A 22934-nucleotide genomic window follows, 5' to 3' on the forward strand; every position below is an offset into this window, starting at 1 on the left:
GCCGGTCCGCGCCCACCCGGACCCCCTCCACCCGGTCCGCGCCCACCCGGCTCCCGTCCGCCCAGGCCCCCTCCGCCCGGTCCGCGTCCGTCCGGTCCGTTCGGTTCTCGTCCATCCCGCCCCCCTGCGCGTCTCGTCCCCCACCCGTGTCCGTACCGCTCGCGAACCCGCCGACCTGCCCATACGCTCCGAAATGTGACGTCCTCGCCGATCCGGGGCAGACCCCGGCGCGCCACCGCGCACATACGGGTGCGCCTGACACACGCCATGCTGGGCGTCCTGGCGGGAGCCGGGTGGCTGGTGTTGCCGGTGATGACGGCCGAGGCCCGTGATCCGGTTCCCGCGGCCCCCTTCGGCCCGACGGCGAGCGCGGCCGCCCCGCGGCAGGACGGCACGTCGGCCACCGACCTCGCCCTGCCGCTCGCCGCCGGGGCCGCGGCCCTCGCCCTCGCCGGATACGGCTGTGTGCGGCGCACCCGGCGGACCCACAGCCGGACGACTCCGGGATCCGGCCCGGCCCCGCGGCCCGCGACCGGCCCGGCCGACGCCGAACGGCAGGCGCGGGCGGCACTGCGGCTGGCCGACGACTGCGTACGGACCAGCCGGGAGGAACTCTCCTTCGTGTGGGACCGGTTCGGCGAGCTGCGCACCGAGCCGTTCGGCCGCGCCCTGCGGACCGCCGAGACCGAGCTGGCGGCGGCGTTCGCGCTCTGGCGACGGTACGAGGACGGCGTACCCGGGGAGGCGGACGCCCTGCTCCGGGCGCCCGCCGGGGTGACCGGCCGGTGCGCGGAGGCGGGGCGGCGGCTGGACGCGGAGGCGGCGGCGCTGGACCGGCTGCGGGGGTTCGCCGCGGACGGACCGGAGACGGACGGGGACCGGGGCGGGGACGGGGACGGGGACGGGAGCGCGTCGGCCGAGGGGGGCGTCGGCGCGGCCCTGGAGGTGGCTGAACGGCGGTTCCGGGATCTGACGGCACGGGCCGGGACCGCGCGGTCTACCCTGGCGGCCCTCCGGCGGAGCTATCCGCCCTCGGCCACCGCGTACGTCACCGGGTACGCCGAACAGGCCACGGACCGGCTGGTGTTCGCCACGGCCCGGCTCAACGCGGCCCGCCGGGCCGCCGACACGGGCGACTCACGTGAGGCCGTACGGCAGTTGCGCGCCGGAGAGGGCGCGGTGGCCCAGGCCGGGGTGCTGGTGGCCGGGGTGGAACGGCTCGCCGCGCGGCTGGCGGAGGCGGCCGGGCTGCTGCCGGCCGCGCTGGCCGGCGCGGAGGCGGAACGGGCGGCGGCTGAACGAGACCCCGGGCGGCACACTTCGCCCGGTGCCGAGCGGACGCTGGCGGCGGTGCGCGCGGAGCTGGACGGCGGCGCGTACGACCCGCTGGACGTGCTGCGCCGGATCACCCGGGCCTCCGGGCGGGACGCGGGGACGGGTGCCGGGGTGCTGGACACGGCGGCCCTGCTCGTGGCGCGGGCTTCCGTGGCCGCGGCGGAGGAGTTCGTCGCGGTGCACCGGGGGGCGGTGGGGGCACCGGCCCGGGCCCGGCTGGCACAGGCGGTACGGGAGCTGGACGCGGGGCACGCCGGCCGGGCCGACACCGCGGCCGGGGAGGCGCGGGAGCTGGCCGGGCGGGACGTACGGGCGCACGGCACGGCGTACGCCGACGGGGACCCGGCGGGGACGGCCGGCGCCGTGCTCGCCGGCATCCTGCTGGCCGAGTCCGCCGACGACGGTGTCCCGCCCGCGTACGGCGGCCCGCGCACGAGGTCCCGCCACCACCCCTGAAGGCCGTCAGAACAGGCTCAGCAGGGCCTCCGCCGGGTCCGTGAGGGCACCCTCCCCGCCGGGCAGCGGCAGCTCGAACCAGACCGTCTTGCCGTGGGGCGTCCGCCGGGAGCCCCACGCCGCGCTGAGTAGCCCCACCAGCTGGAGCCCCCGTCCGCCCTCGTCGGTGTCGCGGGCGCGCCGGCGCCGGGGCTGGACCAGGCCGGAGTCCCACACCTCGCAGACCAGCGTGCGGTCCAGCAGCAGCCGCAGCCGGATCTCCCCCTCGCCGTACCGCAGCGCGTTCGTCACCAGCTCGCTGACCAGCAGCTCCGCCGTGTCGACCAACGGCTCCAGGTCCCAGGACAGCAACTGGCCGCGGGCGTACTCACGGGCCCGGCCCACGCTGCGCGGCTCGCGCGGCAGGGTCCAGTCGCCCACCGAGTCGGCGGGCAGCCCCTGCACACGGGCCATCAGCAGCGCGATGTCGTCCTCGCCGTGGTGGGTGTCGAGGGTGTTGAGGACGTGGTCGCAGACGTCCTCCAGGGGGAGGGTGGCGTCCGTCAGCGCGCCCACGAACGCCTTCAGGCCCTCGTCCAGGGGGTGGTCACGGGATTCGACCAGGCCGTCCGTGTAGAGGGCGAGCAGCGCGCCCTCGGGGAGTTCGACCTCGACCTCCTCGAACGGCTCGCCGCCCACGCCGAGCGGCATGCCCGGCGGCACGTCCAGCATCAGCGCCGGCTCACCGGGCTCGACCAGGACCGGCGGCAGATGGCCGGCGTTGGCGAACGTACATCGCCGGGTGACGGAGTCGTAGACGGCGTACACGCACGTCGCCAGGTACACCTCGGAGAGGTCGGCGTCCCGGGGCTGGCGGGCCGTGCGCGTGGCCTGATGCACGCCGCCGGGCGTGCCGAGTCCGCGCGCGATCTCGTCCAGTGCCGACAGCACCTCGGCCGGTTCGAGGTCGAGCAGCGCCAGCGTGCGGACGGCCGTGCGGAGTTCGCCCATGGCGACGGCCGCGCGCAGTCCCCGGCCCATCACGTCACCGACGACCAGCGCCGTGCGGTGGCCGGGGAGTTCTATGACGTCGAACCAGTCGCCGCCCACCTCCGTCGCCGCGTTGCCGGGCAGGTAGCGGCAGGCGATGTCCAGCCCGGACGCCTCGGGGTCGCCGGGCGGCAGCAGGGACCGTTGCAGTATCAGCGCCCGTTCGTGCTCCCGGCGGTACAGGCGGGCGTTGTCGATGGAGACGGCGGCGCGTGCGGCCAGTTCGACCGCGAGGTCGCGGTCCCGGTCGCCGAACGGCTCGCTGCCCTTCGTACGGGCGAACTGCGCGAGTCCCACGACCGTGTCGTGGGCGACCATCGGCACGGCCAGCGTGGACTGCACGAGACCGCCCTCCTCGGCGGGCACGCGCTGGGTGCGGGCGGTGCGCAGGGCCTCCGCGCCGGGCGAGTTGAACGGGAAGTGGTGGACCGCGCCGACCTTGACGGGCTTTCCGGTGCCGCTGAAGGGGGCTCCGGCGACGGCGCTGGCGACGGCGACGCGGCGCAGTTCGGCGCTGCCGTCGGCGAGGCCGGGCGGGGTCTCGTCGCCGGTCAGCAGGCCCTGGTAGAGGTCGACGGTGGCGAGGTCGCAGAAGCCGGGGACGACCACGTCGAGCAGTTCGCGGGCGGTGGTCTCCAGCTCCAGCGAGTTGCCTATGCGGGCGCCGGCCTCGTTGAGCAGCGCCAGGTTGCGGCGGGCGGCGGCGGCCTCGCGGGCGGCGGCCCGGCGGGCGGTGATGTCGGTGCCGAGCCAGGCGACGCCGATGGGCCGGCCGCTGCCGCTGTGCACGCGGTAGAGGTTGACGGACCAGTGCCGGCGCACCTCGGAGCCCGGGACGAATCCGGTGACATGCATGTCGGTGACGGACTCGCCGGTCTTCAGCACCCGCCGCAGGGTGGCCGAGAGCCGCTCGGCCTCGGGGCGCGGCAGATAGTCGTGGACCTGCTTGCCCCGGTGGTCGTCCGGGGTGCCGCCGAAGATGGAGGCGAACCGCGAGTTGGCCCGGCGGACCCGCAAGTCGGTGTCGAGCAGCAGAAATCCAAAGGGAGATTGTCCGAAAATCGCCTGCGACGCGGCGAGATCGGTCTCGATGCTGCGCAGGGTGCGCACGTCCACGACGATGCAGACGGCGGCCCTCTCGCCCTCGGCGGTGCGCGTCGGCATGACGTACACCTCGGCCAGGCCCTCCGCGCCGCGCGTGCCGTCCGGCCGGTCCGGCATCCGGAACGGCACCACTCCGGTCCACTCGCGCCCGTCGAGTATTTCGGCCATCTTCCGCTGGCCGCGCTCGCGCAGGTCGGGATCGACGAAAGCCTCTATGGGGTCCGTGCCGACGGCGCGGGCGGCGGGTATGCCGAAGAGCTGTTCGGCGCGCAGGCTCCACTGGTCGACGAGCCCGCCGGGGCCGATGGAGAAGGATGCGACCCGGATGTAGTCGTAGATCGAACCGGGCGGACTGCTCTGCCACATGGCGTCACCAGGCACCGCGGCAGCCTCCGCGGTCCGACTCCTCGCGCCGTCCGACGGGTCCTCGGACTCCGTGGCCTTCGCTGGTATCTCGCTCACGCGAACCGTCCCCTCCAGCTCACCGCGTCCGGCACCGGTCACCGGGGGCGGCTGCCCGCAGTATCCAGCACTACGGCGCCGCACGACACGGTGTTCACGATCACAGCTCGGTCCAGGTGCTTTTCGGACCGGCCCGTGACAACACTCCCACTCTTCTAACCAGGGAACACACCACCGAACCACCCGCCGCCGAACCGCGTGCGCCCCCGGCGCGCAGGCCGGTGGCACGCTGACGACCGTACCCCCCGTGCACCCGTGGATGCCCCTGCCTCACCCGGGCACCGCCAGCTCGAACCAGACGGTCTTTCCGCTCCTGCCGGGGCGGGTGCCCCAGCGGCGCGAGGAGCCGGCCACCAGTTGGAGGCCGCGCCCGCTCTCGTCCTCGGGGTGCGCGACGCGTTCGCGCGGAGGGTCGGGGAGCGGGTCGGAGACCTCGACCCGCAGGGTGTCGTCGAGCCCGGCGGGGCGCACCAGCCGGACACCGATGGGACCGGTGGCGTGCCGCAGCGAGTTGGTGACCAGCTCGCTGACCAGCAGCGCGGCGAGATCGGCGAGGCAGTCGAGGCCCCAGCCGCGCAACTGGCCGCGGACCGCCGCACGGGCGGTGCGCACGGCCCCCGGCTCCGCGGGGAACGTCCACTCGGCGCAGTCGCCATCGGTGTCGATCACGCCGATCACTTCCCAGGCCAGGGACCCCACCCATGTCTGATTTCATGGGGTTAATGGGCACATACCCGATATCGGGCGCGCAGTACCGCACGAGAGGGCGCACTGTGGCACGAACGGCGTACGCGGTACTCCCGAGACGGGAGTCATGAACGCCGGGACCCGCCCACGGCGCTCGCGGCGCCCATGTCCCCTACGGTGCCCACCGCGGCGCGAGCGGCGGCAGCGCGGTCAGTTCCCGCACCGCCGGGACGTCCTGGTCGAGCCACGGCACGTCCCAGAGATCGGCGGGGGCGAGCCAGCGCAGCGCGTCATGGTCCTGGAGCGGCCGGGGTGCGGGGGAGCCGGGGCGCAGCCGGGCGGTCCACACCTTCAGCACGTACGGCGCACGCAGCGGCCACTCCCCCGGCACGCGCAGCACCGGCTCGGCGTCGACGCCCAGTTCCTCGCGCAGTTCGCGCACCAGGGCGTCCTCGGGCCGCTCGCCCGGCTCGACCTTGCCGCCGGGCAGCTCCCAGCGCCCGGCCAGATCGGTGGGTGCGCTACGGCGTGCCGCGAGCAGCCGGCCGCCGTCGAACAGGGCGGCTCCCACCACCACGACCGGTTCCGCCCGGGGCGTCGTGCGCGTCATGGAGGGGAGCCTACGGGAGCCCGCGGCAGGTCAGTTCCGCGCGCCGTCCCCGTGCTGGCCGATCTGCTCGACCCAGTAGAGCTGCTTGTGCCCCCGGTCGTCGAGGCTGTCGGCGATCTTCTGCGCCTCCGCGCGGGTCGCGTACCGGCCGACGCGGTAGCGATTGCCGTTGTCGTCCTGCCGTATCACGATCCAGGGCAGGGAGACCGTGCCCTCACTCATGGGCCTCACCGCCCGTGTCCCTTCTCGCACCGCCCCACCCGCTTCCCCCACCTAAGGAAACCGCACTCCGCATATGCCCGAGCGTACGCCCAACCTTTACGCTGCGAATACGGCTTTTCACAAAGAGGTACGCAACGAGCCAGAACGCCGGGGGCGCACGGGACCGAACGCGCCGTCCGCGAGCCCATCACCCCGGGTCGGAGGCGTGCCGGGAGCACCCCGGGCCACCTGGGGAAACGACCGGATCGCTACGGGCCGCGCGGAAGCGGCGGGGACCTGGGGGCGGCGCGGGACGCCCCGTCGGCGCACCAGGGTGTGCGCTAGCTCACGCGAAGAGGAGCACACCACTCCGCTACCCGGCACGCCCGCCGGCCGGACGGGGTCATTTCACGGGCAGGTGGTAGGAGACCCGGTAGCGGTCGGCCGGGATGACCACGTCGGCGGTCTCGACCGGACGCCCGGAGGCGAAGTACGTGCGCTGGACGACCAGCACCACATGGCCGGGGACCCCGCCGAGCAGGTGCAGTTCCTCCGCGAGGCCGGGGCGGGCGCCGACCTCCTCGGTGACGTTGTCCACGATGACGTCGATGGCCCGCATGCGCTCGACCACGCCCATACCGCCGAGCGGTCCCTCCTCGGGCAGCATCACCGGGGTGCGGCCGGTGACCGTGAGGGGCTCCCAGGAGGTGGAGAGCATCATCGGCTCGCCGCCCTCGCGGTAGAGGTACTTGGTGCGCATGACCCGGTCGCCGGCCTGGATCGCGAGCCGGTCGGCGATGACCGAGCCCGCCGCGGCCTGCTCGCTGCTGGACTCCCAGGTGCCGCGCACCGAGGCGTCGGCCTGCTCCTGCCTGAAGGGGGTGGCGCCACCGGCCGGGCGGTACCCGGAACGGGCCACCCGCCGGGGCACCGGCCGCTCGCGCACGTACGTCCCGGAGCCGGAGCGGCCCTCGACCAGCCCCTCGGCCATCAGCACCTTGCGGGCCTCCAGCGCGACCGTGTCCGAGACGCCGTACTCCTCGCGGATGCGGGCCTGCGAGGGAAGCCGGGTGTGGGGCGGCAGTGAACCGTCGACGATCTTCTTGCGGAGATCACCCGCGACACGCAAGTACGCCGGCTGCTCACCGAAAGTCACTGGCCACTCCCATCAGGTTGTACAGACAGCAACAGCCTGGCAACCGTGGGTTCTGCCGTGCAAGCAAAGGCCAGAGAATCACTCGATGTGATGACATACGGCCGGGGAGGGCTTTACGCAGGCACTTTCCCTCCCGTATAGGTGCCCTCGCCGCTCACGGGCTCACACCTGCATGCCGGTGTCGCTTCCCTCCTCGCTCCGCGCGGCGGGCGGAGTGGTGGCCAGTCCCAGGGCCTTGCGCACGGTGACCGCCCGGCTCGGGTCGATCAGGTCGAAGGCCGCCTCGTAGGACGCGTAGAAGGCGTCCGCGTCCCCGGCCCGGGCCGCCTTCGCCCACTGCGCGCGGGCCTCGTCCAGGTCGGCGGCGAGCGCGCCGGCCGGTCCCCGGGAAGCGGCCGGCCAGTCGTGCGCGCGCAGCATCCGGGCCTGCTCGCCCAGCGCGGCCGCCACCCGGCCCGCCCACGCCTTGTGCCCCGCGAGGTCGTCCTCCACGTACTCCTCCTCGGGGGCGGTGTCCAGCGCCGCGTTCAGCACGTGAGCGGCCTTCAGATAGGCGACCTGGTCGGCGTCGAGGACGGTCTCGTCGTTGCGCAGCGACCCGGTCAGCTCCCCGTCCTCGTCGGCGGCGCCGAACGCGCAGACGACCTCGCGGTCCCCGGAGGCCCAGCCGTCCCCGGTGGGCGTCAGGTAGTACACGTCGACGTCCGGCGGCAGCGCCCAGCCGTCCATCGCGTAGCCGTCCCCGAGGCCCCGGCAGCGCTCGTCGGCGGTGCCGGAGACCGAGTCGTCCCCGGGGTAGGCGCCGCCCGGCAGCCGGAAGGAGGCGAACACCTCGCCGTCGTGCGCACCGGCGCAGGGCACCTCGTCCACGTCGTAGGCATCGCCCCCGAGCACACCGCCCGGCGCGTCGAAGCACTCGCCCTTCGCGAGCGAGCGGGCCGTACCGTGACGCGCGCCCTCCTTGACGTCGTGCCACACCTGTCCGGCGGCACCCGTGGCGAGCAGCAGCACCCACAGCGCGAGCCCGGCACCGGACAGCACGGAGCCGCCGACGGCCAGCCCCGTGCCGCGCTCGCCGCGCCGCCGGATCTGCCGGATCGCGACCAGGCCGAGCACCAGCCCCACACCGGGCAGGCAGCAGAGCACACCGAGCACCAGGGAGGCGATGGCGAGTCCGTTCACCGGCGCCGGCCGGTTGTAGGGCCGGTAGCCCTGCGTCCACGGCTGGTACGACGGCAACTGCCGCGCTCCGCCCGGCTGTTGCGGGTACGGCGGCGGTCCGTACGGTCCCGGCGGGGACGACGGGGGTGACGGGAACGGCCCTTGTGGCTGGTGGGGGCCGGGAGGCGGAGGTATGGACACCGGTACCGTGCTCCTGGGTCGGGCACCGACGGCCTGGCCGACGGCCGGACTGACGTACGACTGGCCGCATGGTAAGCGGGGTGGCGAACGGGGACGGAACCCGGGTGGGATCCGGGGGGACACCGGAGCCGGCGGCGGAAACGACGACAGGGAATGAACGGGGACCGGCCGGGCGCGCGCGGGGCCGGCCGGGAGGGGGACGAGTGAGCAAGGTGACCGAGGAGACGGTCCGGCAGGTGAACGGGCTGACGGCCCGCTGGGCGCAGACGCTGCCGGAGGGCACGGTGTTCTCGGCGGCGGGCGTCTGGCCCCTGCTGGCCTTCCTGGCCGACGGCGCGGCGGGCCCGGCCCGCGCGGAGCTGGCCGGCGCGCTGGGTGTCCCGGCCGACCGGGCGGCCGGTGCCGCACGGGAGTTGCTGGCGGCACTGGCGTCGGTGTCCGGGCTGGACGCGGCGCTCGGGCTGTGGACGCACCACGGGCTGGCGCTGCGCGAGGAGTGGCGGGCCGGGCTGCCCGCCGGCACCCACGGGAGCTTCGGGGACGACCTCGTCACCGCGCGGGAACGGCTGGACGCCTGGGCCGTCGAGCGGACCGGCGGGCTGGTCGAGCGCATGCCGGTGACGCTGAGCCGGGAGGCCCGGATGGTGCTGGCCTGCGCCCTCGCGCTGCGCACCGGGTGGCGCCAGCCCTTCACGGAGCTGCCGCTGCGACCGGACGCCGGTCCCTGGCAGGGCCGTACCCTGCGCGGTCTGTACCGGCGCAGCGTGCGCCCGGACCGGGTGGGCGTGACCGGCACCCCGGACGGCTTCGTCACCGCGCTGACGGTCCCCGGGGACAACGGCGTCGATGTCCACCTGGTGCTCGGCGAGGAGCGGATGGCGCCGGGCCGGGTGCTGGCGGCCGGGGTGGGGATCGTGGAGCGCGGCCTGCCGCTGACCGCGGGCGGCGCGCTGCCCCACGGGCACGTCGGCCCCGGGCTGCACGTGGAGCAGCAGCCGGCCGCCACGCCGGAGCCGAGGACGCTGGACGTGCGGACGGTGGCCTACGAGGTGCGGGCCGACCACGATCTGCTCGCGTCGGCCGGGCTCTTCGGGCTCACCGCGGCGACCGACACCCGGGCCGGTCACTTCCCGGGGCTGAGCGCCTACCCGCTGGCCGTCGGCCAGGCCCGGCAGTCGGCGGTGGCCCAGTTCGGCGCGCTCGGCTTCCGGGCGGCCGCGGTGAGCGCGGTCATGCCGGTCGCGGCCGGCGCGCCGCCGCAGCACCGCTACGAGACCACGGTCGTCCGTGTCGCCTTCGACCGCCCCTTCGGCTTCCTCGCCACCGACCGCGACTCGCGCCTGGTCCTGGCGGCGGGCTGGGTGACGGAACCGGCACCGTACCCGGTCACGGGCCTGGGCCCGGCGGTCGCACCACTGCGCTGAGGGTCCGGGGCGGGGTACGGAACGGCGGACCGCCGGCCGTCCGACCCCGCCGGCCGCAAGGGCGATGTCGCCGGTTCCGCGGCCCGCGCGCCGAACGCGGCGTCCCAGTTCACCGGCCTGGCGGCGGCCACAAGCCGCGCCATCGCCAGCGTCGGCGCATGGGCGTCCGGGCTGGCTGTGCTGCCGACGACCCTCGAAGTCAACAGAAGAGGCAACGGGCAACCCCGCCGAACCCCGATTGCCGAGGCGCACCTCGTGCCAGACTCACTAGCGGATGCGAAGCGAAACGGTTCCGTCACGAAGGGTCACCATCGATCCGGGTGACGGCCGGTGAACGTCGACCGAAAGCTCTGCGTGAGGGCGCACGGCTCTCACGGTCGCTCTTCAAAGGTGAGGACAACGATGAGCACGACTTTATGTTTCGGCCCTGAACTACGCCGTTTACGGCAGGAAGCCGGGCTGAGTCTGACCGAGTTCTCCGTGGCGCTCAACTATGACAAAGGGCACCTCAGCAAGGTCGAGCGCGGGGAGCGGTCCGCGTCCCCCGAACTGGCCCGGCGGTGCGACGCCTTCCTCGGTGCGAACGGCGAGCTGCAACGCTTGGTCGTCCGCACCGAGACCGATCCGGGCACCACCGAAACCTCCGCCACCCCGGGCCTCTGGCTCGCCGGGCGCAGGACGGTCCTCACGGCGGGAACGGGGGCGCTGATCGACCTCGGCCTGAAACTCGGCGGACAGGCTTCCTCTGTCGCCGGCCCCCTCCTCCCCTTCTTCCGCGCGCAGTTCGACCAGCTGCGAAAGCTTGGCCAGTCCGCCGCGCCGAAGGCCCTGCTTCCCCTGCTGGAGACACAGACACGCACAGTCGCCGGGCTGGCCGCCGGCACCCCGTCCGCAACTCGGGCCTCCGCCCTCCTGCTCGCGTCGCGGTTCGCGGAGTTCACCGGCTGGATGGCCCAGGAGGCCGGTGACAGTGGCGCGGCGCTCGGTTGGACCGGTGAGGCCGCCGAACTGGCACGTGCCGGGGGTGATCCGTACCTCGGCTCCTACGCACTCGTGCGTCGTGCCCTGGTCACGCTCTACGGCGGGGACGCCGCGGGCACCGTCGCCCTGGCCCGCCGGGCACAGAGCAGTGAACTCCCGCCGCGCATCCGCGGACTCGCAGCCCAGCGGGAGGCCCAGGGGCACGCGCTGGTCGGCGACGAACGCGACTGCTTTCGCAGCCTCGACAGGGCGCGGAAGCTGCTCGACAGCGACGATGCCCGCAGCGGTGCCGAGCCCGTGATCGGCACCACGCACGTGAGCGATCCGGCGGCGATGACGACCGGCTGGTGCCTGCACGACCTCGGTCGTCCGAAGGCCGCCGCCGAGGTTCTCGACCGGGAGTGCCGCCGCCTCCCTCCGTACGCGCTGCGCACCCGCGCCCGTTACGGCTTCCGCAGGGCCTTGGCCCACGCCGCCTCCGGAGAGGTCGAGCACGCGTGCACGATCGCCGGTGAGTTCCTGGGCGTGATGCCGGCCGTGCCCTCGGCGACTGTGGACAGCGATATCCGGAGGCTCGCGCGGGAACTCTCCCGGTTCCGGAGCAGCCGGGCCGTACGCGATCTGCAACCGGCGCTCGCTCGGGTACTCGCCCCCACGCAGGGCTGAGACCGCCTCCACGACCGGCATCAGAACCTCGAGCCGCCCGGCTCGCCGGTCTGCCCGGTCTGCCCGCTGGATCCACGATCCCGACGGACCCGCCGACCCCCACCCGACGTGTCGCGCCGAGCCCCCGGCTTCTTCGGGCTGCCCCCGCGATCAATGACGCGCCGGGCGACGCGCCTCCATCCGTAGCCCTCCCGGGGACGCGCCGTGCCGTCACGCGGTCGGGGCTTCCCGGCCCGGGCCGACCGGGGCCTCGAAGCCCCGGCTCCCAGAGGTGCCCCGCCCTTACCCGTTCACCCGTCTTCCCCTCACGAAAGGACCTTTCATGCCCGAGGTCTTCGTCAACTACCGCACAGGCGACGAGGAATCCGCCGCGACCATGATCGCGCGTGAGCTGTCCCGCCGGTTCGGATCCGAGCGGATCTTCTTCGCCAGCGACTCGATCGAAGCCGGACGCCGTTTCCCGGTCGAACTGGTCAGGGCGGTGGAGGGGTGCGAGGCGCTCCTCGCCGTGATCGGACCGCGCTGGGCGGAGGTACGGGGGGCCGACGGCCGCCCCGCCCTCGAAACCGAGCAGGACTGGACCCGTCGTGAGATCCAGACCGCGCTCGACCGCGGGATCCTGGTGATCCCCGTGCTCGTCGGAAAGGCCACGCGGATCGATCGTGCCGTCCTCCCGGACGACCTGCGGGAACTGGCGGACTGCCAGTACAGGAGGTTCGACCACCGCAACGCCGAGTCGGACCTGACGGCGCTCGGCGACACCCTCGCCCGGCTACTGCCCGGGCTGGGCGACAAAGACCACGACGCCCGTGCGGCACGGGAGCGGACGAAGGCGGATTACCGCAAGAAGTCAACCCGGGACGCCGGGCACACCAGGATGCGGACGCGGGACGTCAAGCAGCGCGTGCGCGGCGGCATCGGGAACCTCAACGGAGACCTGGGAACCTTCGTCAACGAGCCCCAGGGACCCGTGAACACCGGTCGCGGCCACCAGTACAACGCGCCTCATTTCGAGGGTGACAACACCGGGGTCCAGTTCACGGCGGGCGACAACAGCGGTACGGTCCACCAGCGCTTCGAGCGTGAGCGCCGGCACTCGGACGACGGGCGATGACCGAGCGGGACCGCGTCACCGTCAACGGTCCGCGTGGCCCGGTGAACAACGGCGAGGGGCATCAGTACGTCTTCTACGGCGTCGGCGCGGACTGGATGATCCGCAAAGGGGTCGAGTCCCTCCGCATCACCTTCGAGGACCGGATGCGCCTGGCCGACCGGTTCGTACCGCCGGTGGGCTACCGCCTCGCCGCCGACCGTCTGGAAGAGCCCGGGTCGGTCGTCCTGCTGGAGGCTCTGCCCGGTAGCGGCCGACGCGCCGCGGCGATCATGCTGTTGCACGGGGTCGGTGAGGACGGGAAAGCCGACGACGAGGGAATCCGGTTCGAGGAACTTCCCGGCACGGTGGACACGGACGACATCCCTCTCGCTCCCGGCAAGGGGGACCGCTTCCTCCTCGACCTCTCCGGGATCACCGACGAGGAAAAGTACGCCAAGGCCCAGCGCCGCCTGGCCGTGCACCGATCACAGGTCCAGGAGGCGGGGGCCCACATGGTCGCCGTCCTGCCGTCGGACATGGAACACGCCCTCGCGCCTGACCTCGAACCGCACACGGTCGCGCTGGAACGCCCCCGAGGTCTCGCCGTCGTCACCCGGTACCTCCGCATGGACCGGATGCCCTTCCGCTCCACCGATCTGGGGAGCGCCGACCTTCAGCATCTGTGCGACCGCGCTCCCATGTGGGAACTGGCGCGGCTCGCGGTGCTGGTGAGGGCTGCTCGCGACAGCGGCCGGTTCGGCGCCGACTTCGCGGGCTGGCTCGACCAGGCGATACACGCGTTGACCGACCGCGCCGGTGAGGTGGGCCGGCAAGTGGGCGAGGTCCGCACCGCGCCCGATCGGGCTCTGCTGCTCGCGGCGGCGGTGTTCGAGGAGAGCCGCGCCGACACCGTCTACGAGGCGTGGCACGGCCTGATGAGGACGGTGGGGCACGAGGAGGAGGCGACTACCGAGCTCGCGCGGACGGATTTCGGGTCGCGGTTGGCGACGCTCGGCATCGAACGGGACCCGGACGGAAGGCTGCGCTTCGGGCGGCTGGCCTACGCCGACGCGGTACGGACGTACTTCTGGGCGAACTTCCCCGGAGTACGCGACGATCTCAAGGACTGGATCGGTCATGCCGCCGGTCTGCGCGGCCTGACCATCGACGACCAAGTGAACGTCGTCGTCCGCTTCGGCGAGCGGGCTCTGGCCGTCGAGCGTCCCGACCACCTCTTCGACCTCGTGATGCACTGGGCGGACCGCGCGACCGGGGCGTCCTGCGACCCACGAGCCGTGGCGGCCCTCGAACTCGGACTCAGCCACGAGCGGTTCGGGGGATGGTTCCGCAAGCGGATCTACGACTGCGCGACATCAGGCACCTTGTCAAACGGTCTCGCGCGCGTCCTGACCGCCGCCTGCGTCCAGAACCTCGGCGCGACGCACCCGGATCAGGCGGTGGTACGGCTCCACTACCTCGCCGTACGGAAGGGAGAGGCGGCACGCGAGGCCGGAGAGGCACTTCTGGACCTCGCCGGCCGCGACCGTCGGCTCTACCGACTGCTGATCGACCGCCTGCGGCACTGGACCCGTCGGGATCCGCGGGGGGCGGAGCCGCATCTACGGCTGCTCACCGAGCTGCTGAGGAGCGATCGGGCACCGGAACCGCCGCCGTGGCCGGACCTGTTCCTGGGCTGGGAGACGGTGTTCTCACAGCCGCCGGCGGAGTCCTGGAGCCCGCTGGTGAGCAGTTGGCTGAACGCCGTGGCAGGCGACAGTACCCGGCAGATGGCACTGGACGTGCTGGCCGGGGCGACGCGCGGCCGCACGGCCGCTCTACACCGTCTCTACATCATCGCCTACGACTGGGCGCGGCCCGCGCGCCATCCGTCCCGGGCGGCCGTCGCCGCCCTCTTCTGGCAGCACATCGACCACGCGCAGTACGCCCGCACGGAGAGTACGGAGCGTGCGGGCGCCGGACCACGGACCACGGATGAGGCACGATGAAGCACCGTTTTCCCAGCCTGCTGTTCGTCGCTCTCTGCGGCCTCGCACCGGCTGCGCTCGGAAACCTCGCGCACTGGTCGGCGTGGCTGTGGGGCTTCATGTCCATGGTCACGGCCTCGGGGTCGCTGCTGCTCGTGATGACGGTCCTCAGCGGTGGCCGCGCATTGGCCGACCCGTACGAGCCCGGGGATCCGGAGCCGCCCGCGGCACCGGCGAAGCCGCCGTACCAGGAGACGCGGGTCGTCGACGCGGTGCTGCCCAGCGCGGCGGACGGCTACGACTTCCTCTTCTCCGCCACTGTGTGGTGGTGGCCGGTCCCCGACCACGCCGGCCCGTCCGACACTGCCTCCCCGGCCCTCGCCGTGTCCTCGGTCGTCAGCCGGGCCCTGGAAGTCGTCCGCCACGAGGAGCCCGGCCGGGCGAGCTTCGCGCGGTACCTCTTGGAGGGGGAACTGGGCGTCCCGCTTCCGGACCGAAGCGGACGGGTGAAGGCCCTGGCGGCCGATGTGACGCTGTCCCTCGCGCCCGCCGACCGTGAGCGCCTGCGGAAGCTGAACGACCTTCGCAAGGACGAGGAGATCTGGGAGTACGAGCGTCAGCACGAGCGCAACAAGCGGCGCTACCTCGGTGACGACGTGCTCAAGAGCGCGGGCAGCGCGGTGGTGTGGTGGCTGACCCGCCACGAGAACGAGATCGAGAAGGCGGTCGACATGATCGGCCCGCTCGCCCAGATCTCGGCGGCGGCCAACGACGAGGAGGTGCCCGAGCTCTTCCGCCACCTGCTCGTCCCACCCGTGGACGGGCGGAGTGAAGCGACCGTCGGGGATCCGCTGTGGGGCGGCGGCCAGGGAGGAGGGGTGTTCGACCGTGAGGAGGAAGTAGGGGTCTCGGATCGGCTGGCCCTGTTGCTGGCGGCGGTGGGGCTGAAGCCGGACATGGACGGCTACACGGTGCTCGTGCACCGCGTGGTAAGGAGCCTGGAAGAGGAAGGGCTGAGCGAGGCCGCCGAGGAGGTCAGGCGGACCTTCCTCTCGGAGCCCGAGGGCGGAACCGAGGGGCCGGAGGGTGAGCCTTCGGATGAAGGGGACCCCACAGGGCCCTGGTCGCCGCGCTTCTCAGGCCCCGCGGGCTCCCCGTTCACCGATACGGCCGCGGACCCGGATACCGACGCGGACACGTCCACGCCTGGGGCGGCGGAGAGCGACGCGAACGAACGGAACCGGGGCCGGTGGGAGACGAGCGAGGACGACATGGCGTCTCCGCACTTCTGGGACACCTCTCACAGCCAGCACCGGCCTGCCACACCACGCGCAGAAAACGAGGACGACGAGGACGAAAGCTGATCCGGTAGGCGACCGCTCTCCGGGGTTCCCCTTGATCGCGCTTCGCGGCAGGGGAGCCCTTCCTTTCCGATGCATTGGTGTACACATGGCACACTCGGTACACTTGAGTACATGACGCAGCCGCTGCCCATAGAGTCCATCCGCGACGTACGTGCGCACCTGGCCGAGGTCGTGGAGCGCGCCGATCGTGACGATGTGCCCACCGTCATCACCCGACGAGGCAAGCAGGTGGCCGCCGTCGTCTCCATCGAGGTGCTGCGCAAGTACCAGGAGTGGGAAGAACGCGAGATCAACCGGATCATCGACGAGCGCATGGCCAACCCTGCCCCCGGTATCCCGATCGAGGACATCATGAGGGAGACGCTGGCGCGCGGTGAGTGAGTACCGAACCGTCTTCCGCCCCGAGGCGCAGGCCGAGCTGCGGAAGATCCCGCGCGACATGGCGCTGCGCATCCTGGCCAAGCTGACCGAGCTGGAGAGCGACCCTCTCGGCTTCAACACCACCGCGCTCGTGTCCCAGCCAGAACGCCGTCGGCTCCGCGTCGGCGACTACCGGGTCGTCTACACGATCGACAACGGAGAACTCGTGGTGTGGGTCGTTCACGTCGGACATCGCTCCGTTGTTTACGACACCTGATCCGGACAGTCGGGCAGTACGGGACTGAAAGACGATGACTGAGCGTCAGGACATCCGGCGCCGGTCGAGTACGGAACACCGAAGGGGCCGGACTCCGGCGGAGTCGGCCCCTTCCGGCTGGTGGGTTCGCCACGTCAGCGACGTGGTGTCGTTCCATCCGCTCAGACGTTGAAGCGGAACTCCACCACGTCCCCGTCCTGCATCACATAGTCCTTGCCCTCCATGCGGGCCTTGCCCTTGGCGCGGGCGTCGGTGACCGAGCCGGCCTCGAGCAGGTCGGCGAAGGAGATGACCTCGGCCTTGATGAAGCCCTTCTGGAAGTCGGTGTGGATGACACCGGCCGCCTCGGGGGCCGTGGCGCCCTTCTTGATCGTCCAGGCGCGGGACTCCTTGGGGCCTGCCGTCAGGTAGGTCTGGAGGCCGAGGGTGTCGAAGCCGACGCGGGCGAGGGTGGCGAGGCCGGGCTCGTTCTGGCCGACGGACTGGAGCAGTTCCAGGGCCTCCTCCTCGTCCAGCTCGGCGAGGTCCGCCTCCAGCTTGGCGTTGAGGAAGATCGCCTCGGCGGGGGCGACCAGGGCGCGCTGCTCGTTCTTGAACTCGTCGTCGGTCAGCTCGTCCTCGTCGACGTTGAAGACGTAGAGGAACGGCTTGGTGGTGAGCAGGTGCAGGTCGTGCAGGAGTTCGGCGCGCTCGCTGCCCTGGACGATGCCGTGGGCGAAGAGGGTGTCGCCCTTCTCCAGGATCTCCTTGGCCTCCTCGACGGCCTTGACCTTGGGCGCGACGTCCTTCTTGATCCGCGACTCCTTCTGGAGGCGCGGCAGGACCTTCTCGATGGTCTGGAGGTCGGCGAGGATCAGCTCGGTGTTGATCGTCTCGATGTCGTCCTTCGGCGAGACCTTGCCGTCGACGTGGACGACGTTCTCGTCCTTGAAGGCGCGGATGACCTGGCAGATCGCGTCGGACTCGCGGATGTTCGCGAGGAACTTGTTGCCCAGGCCCTCGCCCTCGGAGGCGCCCCGGACGATGCCGGCGATGTCCACGAAGTCGACCGTGGCCGGGAGGATGCGCTCCGACTTGAAGATCGCGGCCAGCTGGGCGAGACGGCCGTCGGGCACGCCGACGACGCCCACGTTGGGCTCGATCGTGGCGAACGGGTAGTTGGCCGCCAGCACGTCGTTCTTGGTCAGGGCGTTGAACAGGGTCGACTTGCCGACATTGGGCAGGCCGACGATTCCGATCGTGAGCGACACGTTGCGACTTCCCGTTGATGAGTGGGCCAGGGGCTGCCAGGGGCCAGAGACCGACACTGGCCGATCCACCAGTTTACGGCGTCCCGCGCACCCGCCTCGCGGGAGCGCCGTCCGTCCGGTCCGCCACCCTCCCCCGGCGTGTCTGACGGCCGATTCGGCACATAAACAGACCTAGGTTGGTCCCTGTGGAGCAACGCAGGGAGCGACCCCCGAACGACGGACGGCGACGCGGCAGGCCGCGGCAGGCCCCGCTGCCGCCGCAGGCCCGGCGCCGGGCGGGCGGGGACGGACGTGGGTACGGGTACGGGGGCGGGCGGCTCGCCGGGCAGTCGGCGGGCGCCGCACAGGCCGGGGAGGCGCGGCCCGGCACGGCGGGCGGGCGGCTGCCGAACCCCCGGCTGACCGGGCTCGGCAGCGGTCTGTTCTGCGCCGTGGCGATGTTCCTGCTCGGCTGTCTGGACCAGGTGCTGTTCGGGGCGTCCCCGGCCGTCTACGGCGTGCTGTTCCTGCCGGTGTGCGCGCTGACCGCGCTCTGGGTGCGCGACGGGGACGTGCTGAGCGCGCCGGTGGTCCTGCCGATCGCCTTCGCGGTGGGGCTGCTGCCGGTCGCCGAGGGCGGCGGACTGCTCGGCCGTCTGATGGGACTGGTCACCGGGCTCGCCACCCAGGCCGGGTGGCTGTACGGGGGGACGCTCGCCGCCGGGGTGATCGTGCTCGCCCGCCGGGTGCGGTGGGTACGGCGGCGCCGGCGGCGCGGCTGACGGCCGCCGGCCCGCGTACCTCGGTCCATGAGGGGCGTCGGACGGCTCAGCCCTGCTGGGCCGCCCTCATCGCCGCCCCCACGATCCCCGCGTTGTTCTGGAGCTGCGCCGGGACGATCCCGGCCTTGATGCCCTCTATGTGGGGCAGGAACTTGTCCGCCTTGCGGCTGACCCCGCCGCCGATGATGAACAGCTCCGGCGAGAACAGCATCTCCACGTGCGCCAGGTACCGCTGGACACGCTCCGCCCACCGCTCCCAGCTGAGGTCGTGGTCCTCCTTGACCTTGCTGGAGGCGCGCTTCTCGGCGTCGTGGCCGTTCAGCTCCAGGTGGCCCAGTTCCGTGTTGGGGACCAGGACGCCGTCCACGAAGACGGCACTGCCGATGCCCGTGCCGAAGGTGAGCAGGATGACCGTGCCCCGGCGGCCCCGCCCGGCACCGAACTCCATCTCGGCGACGCCGGCCGCGTCCGCGTCGTTGACGACCGTCACCGGCAGGCCGCCGAGCCTGCCGCTGAACAACGCGCGCGCGTCCGTGTCGATCCAGCTCTTGTCCACGTTCGCGGCGGTACGGACCGTGGCGCCGCCGGTGACCACCCCGGGGAAGGTCAGGCCGACCGGCCCGGTCCAGCCGAAGTGGTCCACCACCTGCTTGACCCCGTCGGCGACGCCCTCGGGCGTCGCCGGGTGCGGGGTGAGCACCTTGCAGCGCTCCTGGGCCAGGTCGCCCCGCTCTAGATCGACAGGGGCGCCCTTGATACCGGAACCGCCGATGTCCACACCGAAGATCTGCATGGCTCCACGTTACGACGGACCACCGACGGTCACGTCTCGGAGGTGCCGCTACCGCCGCGCTGGGCCACCAGGGCCGCCGCCTCCTCGCGCAGATCGCGGCGGAGCTCCTTCGGCAGCGAGAAGGTGATGGACTCCTCGGCCGTCCTGACCAGCTCCACGTCGGCGTAGCCGCGCTCGGCGAGCCACTGAAGGACCTGCTCGACCAGGACTTCGGGTACGGAGGCGCCGGAGGTCACGCCGACGGTGGTCACGCCCTCCAGCCAGGTCTCGTCGATCTCGCTGGCGAAGTCCACCAGGTAGGCCTCGCGGGCGCCGGCGAGCTTGGCGACCTCGACCAGCCGCTTGGAGTTGGAGGAGTTGCGCGAGCCGACGACGATGACCAGGTCCGCCGCGGCGCCCATCTGCTTCACGGCGAGCTGGCGGTTCTGGGTGGCGTAGCAGATGTCGTCGCTGGGCGGGGAGACGAGCCCGGGGAACTTCGTCTTCAGGGCGTCGACGGTCTCCATGGTCTCGTCCACGGAGAGGGTGGTCTGGGAGAGCCAGACGACCTTCGACGGGTCGCGGACCTCGACCTTGTCGACGTCACCGGGGCCGTCGACCAGCTGGATGTGCTCGGGGGCCTCGCCGGAGGTGCCGATGACCTCCTCGTGGCCCTCGTGGCCGATCAGGAGGATGTCGTAGTCCTCGCCCGCGTAGCGGACGGCTTCCTTGTGGACCTTGGTGACCAGGGGGCAGGTGGCGTCGATGGTGGCGAGCCGGCCCTGCCGGGCCTCCTCGTGCACGACGGGGGCGACGCCGTGCGCCGAGAACATGACGATGTTGCCCGGCGGCACCTCCTCCGTACGCTCGACGAAGACGGCGCCCTTCTTCTCCAGGGTCTGCACGACGTACTTGTTGTGGACGATTTCGTGCCGGACGTAGATCGGGGCCCCGTACTGCTCCAGGGCTTTCTCGACGGCGATCACGGCGCGGTCCACGCCGGCGCAGTAGCCCCGGGGGGCGGCGAGCAGGACACGGCGGCCAGACGAAGCGGTCATGCGTCCCATCGTAAGGGTGCGTGCGGGGGCCGGAGATCGCCTGCCGCCGGGCCCGCGAGGAGAAGTCGTGTGCGTCCCGGGGACCGGAACGATGGCTTCCGCGGAGGCCACGGCCGGTCCCGGCCGCGGGCACGTCGGTGAGCGGACGCGAGAGCCTCGATGGGCGGACGCGAGAGCCTCGGTGGGCGGGCGCGGGCGCGTCGCCGGGTGGTCGTCGGCGCGTCCGTAGGCGGGCGCGGGCGCGTCGCCGGGTGGTCGTCGGCGCGTCCGCAGGCGGGCGCGGGCGCGTCGGCGGGGGCCGCGTTGTCGGTACCGGCCGTTAGGCTCGCCGCATGGCTGCGAACACGTCCCCCGAGACCCCCCTGCCCGTGGGCGAGGTGTCACGGCTCATCGGGGGCTGGATCGACCGGCTCGGTGCCGTGTGGGTGGAGGGGCAGATCACCCAGCTGTCGCGCCGCCCCGGCGCCGGCGTCGTGTTCCTCACGCTGCGCGACCCGTCGTACGACATCTCCGTCAGCGTGACCTGCTACCGCCAGGTGTTCGACGCGGTCGCGGACGTCGTCGGCGAGGGCGCCCGGATCGTCGTACTGGCGAAGCCCGAGTGGTACGCGCCCCGGGGCCAGCTGTCCCTGCGGGCCGCCGAGATAAGGCCGGTCGGCGTCGGTGAGCTGCTGGCGCGGCTGGAGCGGCTGAAGAAGACGCTCGCGGCCGAGGGGCTGTTCGCACCGGAGCGGAAGAAGCCGCTGCCGTTCCTGCCGCAGCTGATCGGGCTGGTGTGCGGCCGGGCCTCCGCCGCGGAGCGGGACGTGCTGGAGAACGCCCGGCACCGCTGGCCCGCCGTCCGCTTCGAGGTGCGCAACGTCCCCGTGCAGGGCGTGCACGCCGTCGTGCAGGTCGTGCAGGCGGTCAAGGAGCTGGACGCGCTCGACGAGGTGGACGTCATCGTCGTCGCGCGCGGTGGCGGCAGCGTCGAGGACCTGCTGCCGTTCTCCGACGAGCAACTGGTCCGGGCGGTGGCCGAGTGCCGTACGCCCGTGGTGTCCGCGATCGGGCACGAGCCGGACCATCCGCTCCTGGACTACGTAGCCGACCTGCGCGCCTCCACGCCCACGGACGCGGCCAAGAAGGTCGTGCCGGACGTCGGCGAGGAGCTGGAGCGGGTGCGGCTGCTGCGGGACCGGGCACGGCGCTGCGCGGCCGCGTTCGTCGAGCGGGAGGAGCGCGGGCTGGCGCACGCCCTGGCCCGGCCGTCGATGGAGGATCCGCACCGGATGGTCGACGAGCGCGCGGACCATGTGGCCGCGCTGCTCGACCGCGGCCGGCGGACCCTGGGGCACCTGCTGGACCGCGCGGACTCCGAGCTGACGCACACGCACGCGCGCGTGGTGGCCCTGTCCCCCGCGGCGACGCTCCGGCGCGGTTACGCGGTGCTGCAACGTGCGGACGGGCACGTGGTGCGCGATCCGGCCGAGGTGACGGCTGGCGAGGCGCTGCGGGCGCGCGTCGCCGAGGGTGAATTCACGGTGAAGGTGGAGGAATGACGAGCAAGGTGGACGAGGCGCTCTCGTACGAGCAGGCGCGGGACGAGCTGATCGAGGTCGTCCGGCGGCTGGAGGCGGGCGGCACCTCGCTGGAGGAGTCCCTGGCGCTGTGGGAGCGCGGCGAGGAGCTGGCGAAGGTGTGCCGGCGCTGGCTGGAGGGGGCGCGGGCCCGGCTGGACGCGGCGCTGGCCGAGGAGGACGGGGCGGGCGGGGCAAACGGGACGGGCGGCGAGTAGGCGGGAGCGCCGGCCCCTGGGCTGTGAGGCGGGTCACCGCACCCTCGATTTAGTTGAAGCTTAAACCTTGCTGACGTAGGGTCGGTGTCGTCAGCCGGTGCGGCATCGCGCCGGACCGGACGCGCACACTAGGAAGTCACGCATGTCTCTCGTTCTTGACCCCGCCGCCCAGGACCTGCTGTTCCGCGAGGCCCGCACCGCGAACACCTTCACCGACGAGCCGGTGACCGACGAGCAGGTGCAGGCGATCTACGACCTGGTCAAGTACGGGCCCACCTCCTTCAACCAGAGCCCGCTGCGCATCACCCTGGTCCGCTCCCCCGAGGCCCGCGAGCGGCTGGTCCGCCACATGACCGAGGGCAACCAGGCCAAGACGGCCGCCGCCCCGCTGGTCGCGATCCTCTCCGCGGACAACGAGTTCCACGAGGAGCTTCCGGACCTGCTCCCGCACTTCCCGCAGGCCAAGGACGTGTTCTTCAGCGAGCGCCAGGGCCGCGAGGGTTCCGCCGCGCTGAACGCCACCCTCCAGGCCGCGTACTTCATCATCGGCGTCCGCGCCGCGGGCCTTGCCGCCGGCCCGATGACCGGTCTGGACTTCGAGGGCGTCCGCAAGGAGTTCCTGGACGACGACCACACCCCGCTGATGGTCGTCAACATCGGCAAGCCGGGCCCGGACGCCTGGTTCCCGCGCTCGCCGCGCCTGGCCTACGAGGACGTCGTCACCACCGTCTGACGGCCCGCGCGCCCGCCGCGTACAGGAGGAG

The 22934-nt window shown here is 72.8% G+C and carries 21 protein-coding genes; 12 read left to right on the forward strand and 9 right to left on the reverse strand.

Annotated elements, in window-relative coordinates; translation table 11 throughout:
• The first annotated feature begins 195 nt into the window (after window positions 1-195).
• On the forward strand, window positions 196-1791 hold the full coding sequence (locus IF37_RS0119910; RefSeq protein ID WP_030744217.1) for a hypothetical protein: 1596 nt from the start codon (window positions 196-198) through the stop codon (window positions 1789-1791).
• 6 nt (window positions 1792-1797) lie between these two features.
• On the opposite strand, the gene IF37_RS0119915 is transcribed toward IF37_RS0119910, so the two are convergent.
• The 6 genes from IF37_RS0119915 to IF37_RS0119940 form a co-directional block, all read right to left on the reverse strand.
• Complete coding sequence (locus tag IF37_RS0119915; RefSeq protein ID WP_030744219.1) at window positions 1798-4386, reverse strand: SpoIIE family protein phosphatase; 2589 nt, start codon at window positions 4384-4386, stop codon at window positions 1798-1800.
• A gap of 270 nt (window positions 4387-4656) precedes the next feature.
• Entirely contained in the window at window positions 4657-5085 is a 429-nt protein-coding gene (locus tag IF37_RS0119920; RefSeq protein WP_030744222.1) for an ATP-binding protein, read from the reverse strand.
• Window positions 5086-5245: 160 nt separating this feature from the next.
• Entirely contained in the window at window positions 5246-5683 is a 438-nt protein-coding gene (locus IF37_RS0119925; RefSeq protein WP_030744225.1) for a (deoxy)nucleoside triphosphate pyrophosphohydrolase, read from the reverse strand.
• 30 nt (window positions 5684-5713) lie between these two features.
• The gene (locus IF37_RS0119930; RefSeq protein WP_030744228.1) at window positions 5714-5905 is read right to left on the reverse strand and encodes an SPOR domain-containing protein; all 192 of its coding nucleotides are present in this window, start codon (window positions 5903-5905) and stop codon (window positions 5714-5716) included.
• Between the two features lie 382 nt (window positions 5906-6287).
• On the reverse strand, window positions 6288-7040 hold the full coding sequence (locus IF37_RS0119935) for a GntR family transcriptional regulator (RefSeq protein ID WP_030744231.1): 753 nt from the start codon (window positions 7038-7040) through the stop codon (window positions 6288-6290).
• Between the two features lie 162 nt (window positions 7041-7202).
• On the reverse strand, window positions 7203-8279 hold the full coding sequence (locus IF37_RS0119940) for a DUF4190 domain-containing protein (RefSeq protein WP_030744233.1): 1077 nt from the start codon (window positions 8277-8279) through the stop codon (window positions 7203-7205).
• A gap of 335 nt (window positions 8280-8614) precedes the next feature.
• On the opposite strand from IF37_RS0119940, the gene IF37_RS0119945 reads away from it, so the two are divergent.
• The 7 genes from IF37_RS0119945 to IF37_RS0119975 all read left to right on the forward strand — a co-directional run bounded on the left by IF37_RS0119945 (window position 8615) and on the right by IF37_RS0119975 (window position 16552).
• On the forward strand, window positions 8615-9826 hold the full coding sequence (locus tag IF37_RS0119945) for a serpin family protein (protein WP_253915809.1): 1212 nt from the start codon (window positions 8615-8617) through the stop codon (window positions 9824-9826).
• A 402-nt stretch (window positions 9827-10228) separates the two neighbouring features.
• Window positions 10229-11473, forward strand: coding sequence for a helix-turn-helix domain-containing protein (locus IF37_RS0119950; protein ID WP_030744239.1), 1245 nt, complete (start codon window positions 10229-10231; stop codon window positions 11471-11473).
• A 322-nt stretch (window positions 11474-11795) separates the two neighbouring features.
• Window positions 11796-12587 (forward strand): toll/interleukin-1 receptor domain-containing protein, encoded by a 792-nt coding sequence (locus IF37_RS0119955; protein WP_030744241.1) that lies wholly within the window; start codon window positions 11796-11798, stop codon window positions 12585-12587.
• Complete coding sequence (locus IF37_RS0119960) at window positions 12584-14572, forward strand: hypothetical protein (RefSeq protein ID WP_030744243.1); 1989 nt, start codon at window positions 12584-12586, stop codon at window positions 14570-14572. The genes IF37_RS0119955 and IF37_RS0119960 overlap by 4 nt, the downstream gene beginning before the upstream one ends.
• Window positions 14569-15915: a hypothetical protein gene (locus IF37_RS0119965; RefSeq protein WP_030744245.1), complete on the forward strand. Its 1347-nt coding sequence runs from the start codon at window positions 14569-14571 to the stop codon at window positions 15913-15915. Before IF37_RS0119960 ends, IF37_RS0119965 begins: the two co-directional genes overlap by 4 nt.
• Window positions 15916-16026: 111 nt before the next feature.
• A complete protein-coding gene (locus IF37_RS0119970; protein WP_030744248.1) occupies window positions 16027-16296 on the forward strand; it encodes a type II toxin-antitoxin system Phd/YefM family antitoxin in 270 nt (89 codons plus the stop codon).
• Window positions 16289-16552: a type II toxin-antitoxin system RelE/ParE family toxin gene (locus IF37_RS0119975; RefSeq protein WP_030744250.1), complete on the forward strand. Its 264-nt coding sequence runs from the start codon at window positions 16289-16291 to the stop codon at window positions 16550-16552. Before IF37_RS0119970 ends, IF37_RS0119975 begins: the two co-directional genes overlap by 8 nt.
• Window positions 16553-16713: 161 nt before the next feature.
• Here IF37_RS0119975 and ychF read toward each other — a convergent pair whose 3' ends face one another.
• Complete coding sequence (gene ychF / locus IF37_RS0119980) at window positions 16714-17802, reverse strand: redox-regulated ATPase YchF (RefSeq protein WP_030744252.1); 1089 nt, start codon at window positions 17800-17802, stop codon at window positions 16714-16716.
• Between the two features lie 185 nt (window positions 17803-17987).
• Between ychF and IF37_RS0119985 the strand changes: the two genes are divergently transcribed.
• Entirely contained in the window at window positions 17988-18563 is a 576-nt protein-coding gene (locus tag IF37_RS0119985; protein WP_030744254.1) for a DUF6542 domain-containing protein, read from the forward strand.
• 46 nt (window positions 18564-18609) lie between these two features.
• On the opposite strand, the gene ppgK is transcribed toward IF37_RS0119985, so the two are convergent.
• Both ppgK and IF37_RS0119995 read right to left on the reverse strand, forming a co-directional pair.
• Window positions 18610-19356, reverse strand: a complete 747-nt coding sequence (ppgK, locus tag IF37_RS0119990; protein ID WP_030744256.1) for a polyphosphate--glucose phosphotransferase — start codon at window positions 19354-19356, stop codon at window positions 18610-18612.
• A 29-nt stretch (window positions 19357-19385) separates the two neighbouring features.
• Complete coding sequence (locus tag IF37_RS0119995) at window positions 19386-20393, reverse strand: 4-hydroxy-3-methylbut-2-enyl diphosphate reductase (RefSeq protein WP_030744258.1); 1008 nt, start codon at window positions 20391-20393, stop codon at window positions 19386-19388.
• Between the two features lie 332 nt (window positions 20394-20725).
• Between IF37_RS0119995 and xseA the strand changes: the two genes are divergently transcribed.
• From xseA to IF37_RS0120010, 3 genes are all read left to right on the forward strand, one after another.
• On the forward strand, window positions 20726-21934 hold the full coding sequence (gene xseA / locus IF37_RS0120000; protein ID WP_030744260.1) for an exodeoxyribonuclease VII large subunit: 1209 nt from the start codon (window positions 20726-20728) through the stop codon (window positions 21932-21934).
• A complete protein-coding gene (locus IF37_RS0120005; RefSeq protein WP_030744262.1) occupies window positions 21931-22170 on the forward strand; it encodes an exodeoxyribonuclease VII small subunit in 240 nt (79 codons plus the stop codon). The genes xseA and IF37_RS0120005 overlap by 4 nt, the downstream gene beginning before the upstream one ends.
• A gap of 142 nt (window positions 22171-22312) precedes the next feature.
• Window positions 22313-22903: a malonic semialdehyde reductase gene (locus IF37_RS0120010; protein WP_030744264.1), complete on the forward strand. Its 591-nt coding sequence runs from the start codon at window positions 22313-22315 to the stop codon at window positions 22901-22903.
• The last annotated feature ends 31 nt before the right edge of the window (window positions 22904-22934 follow it).

It is taken from the genome of Streptomyces sp. NRRL S-31, from assembly GCF_000718775.1.
Lineage (GTDB): Bacteria > Actinomycetota > Actinomycetes > Streptomycetales > Streptomycetaceae > Streptomyces.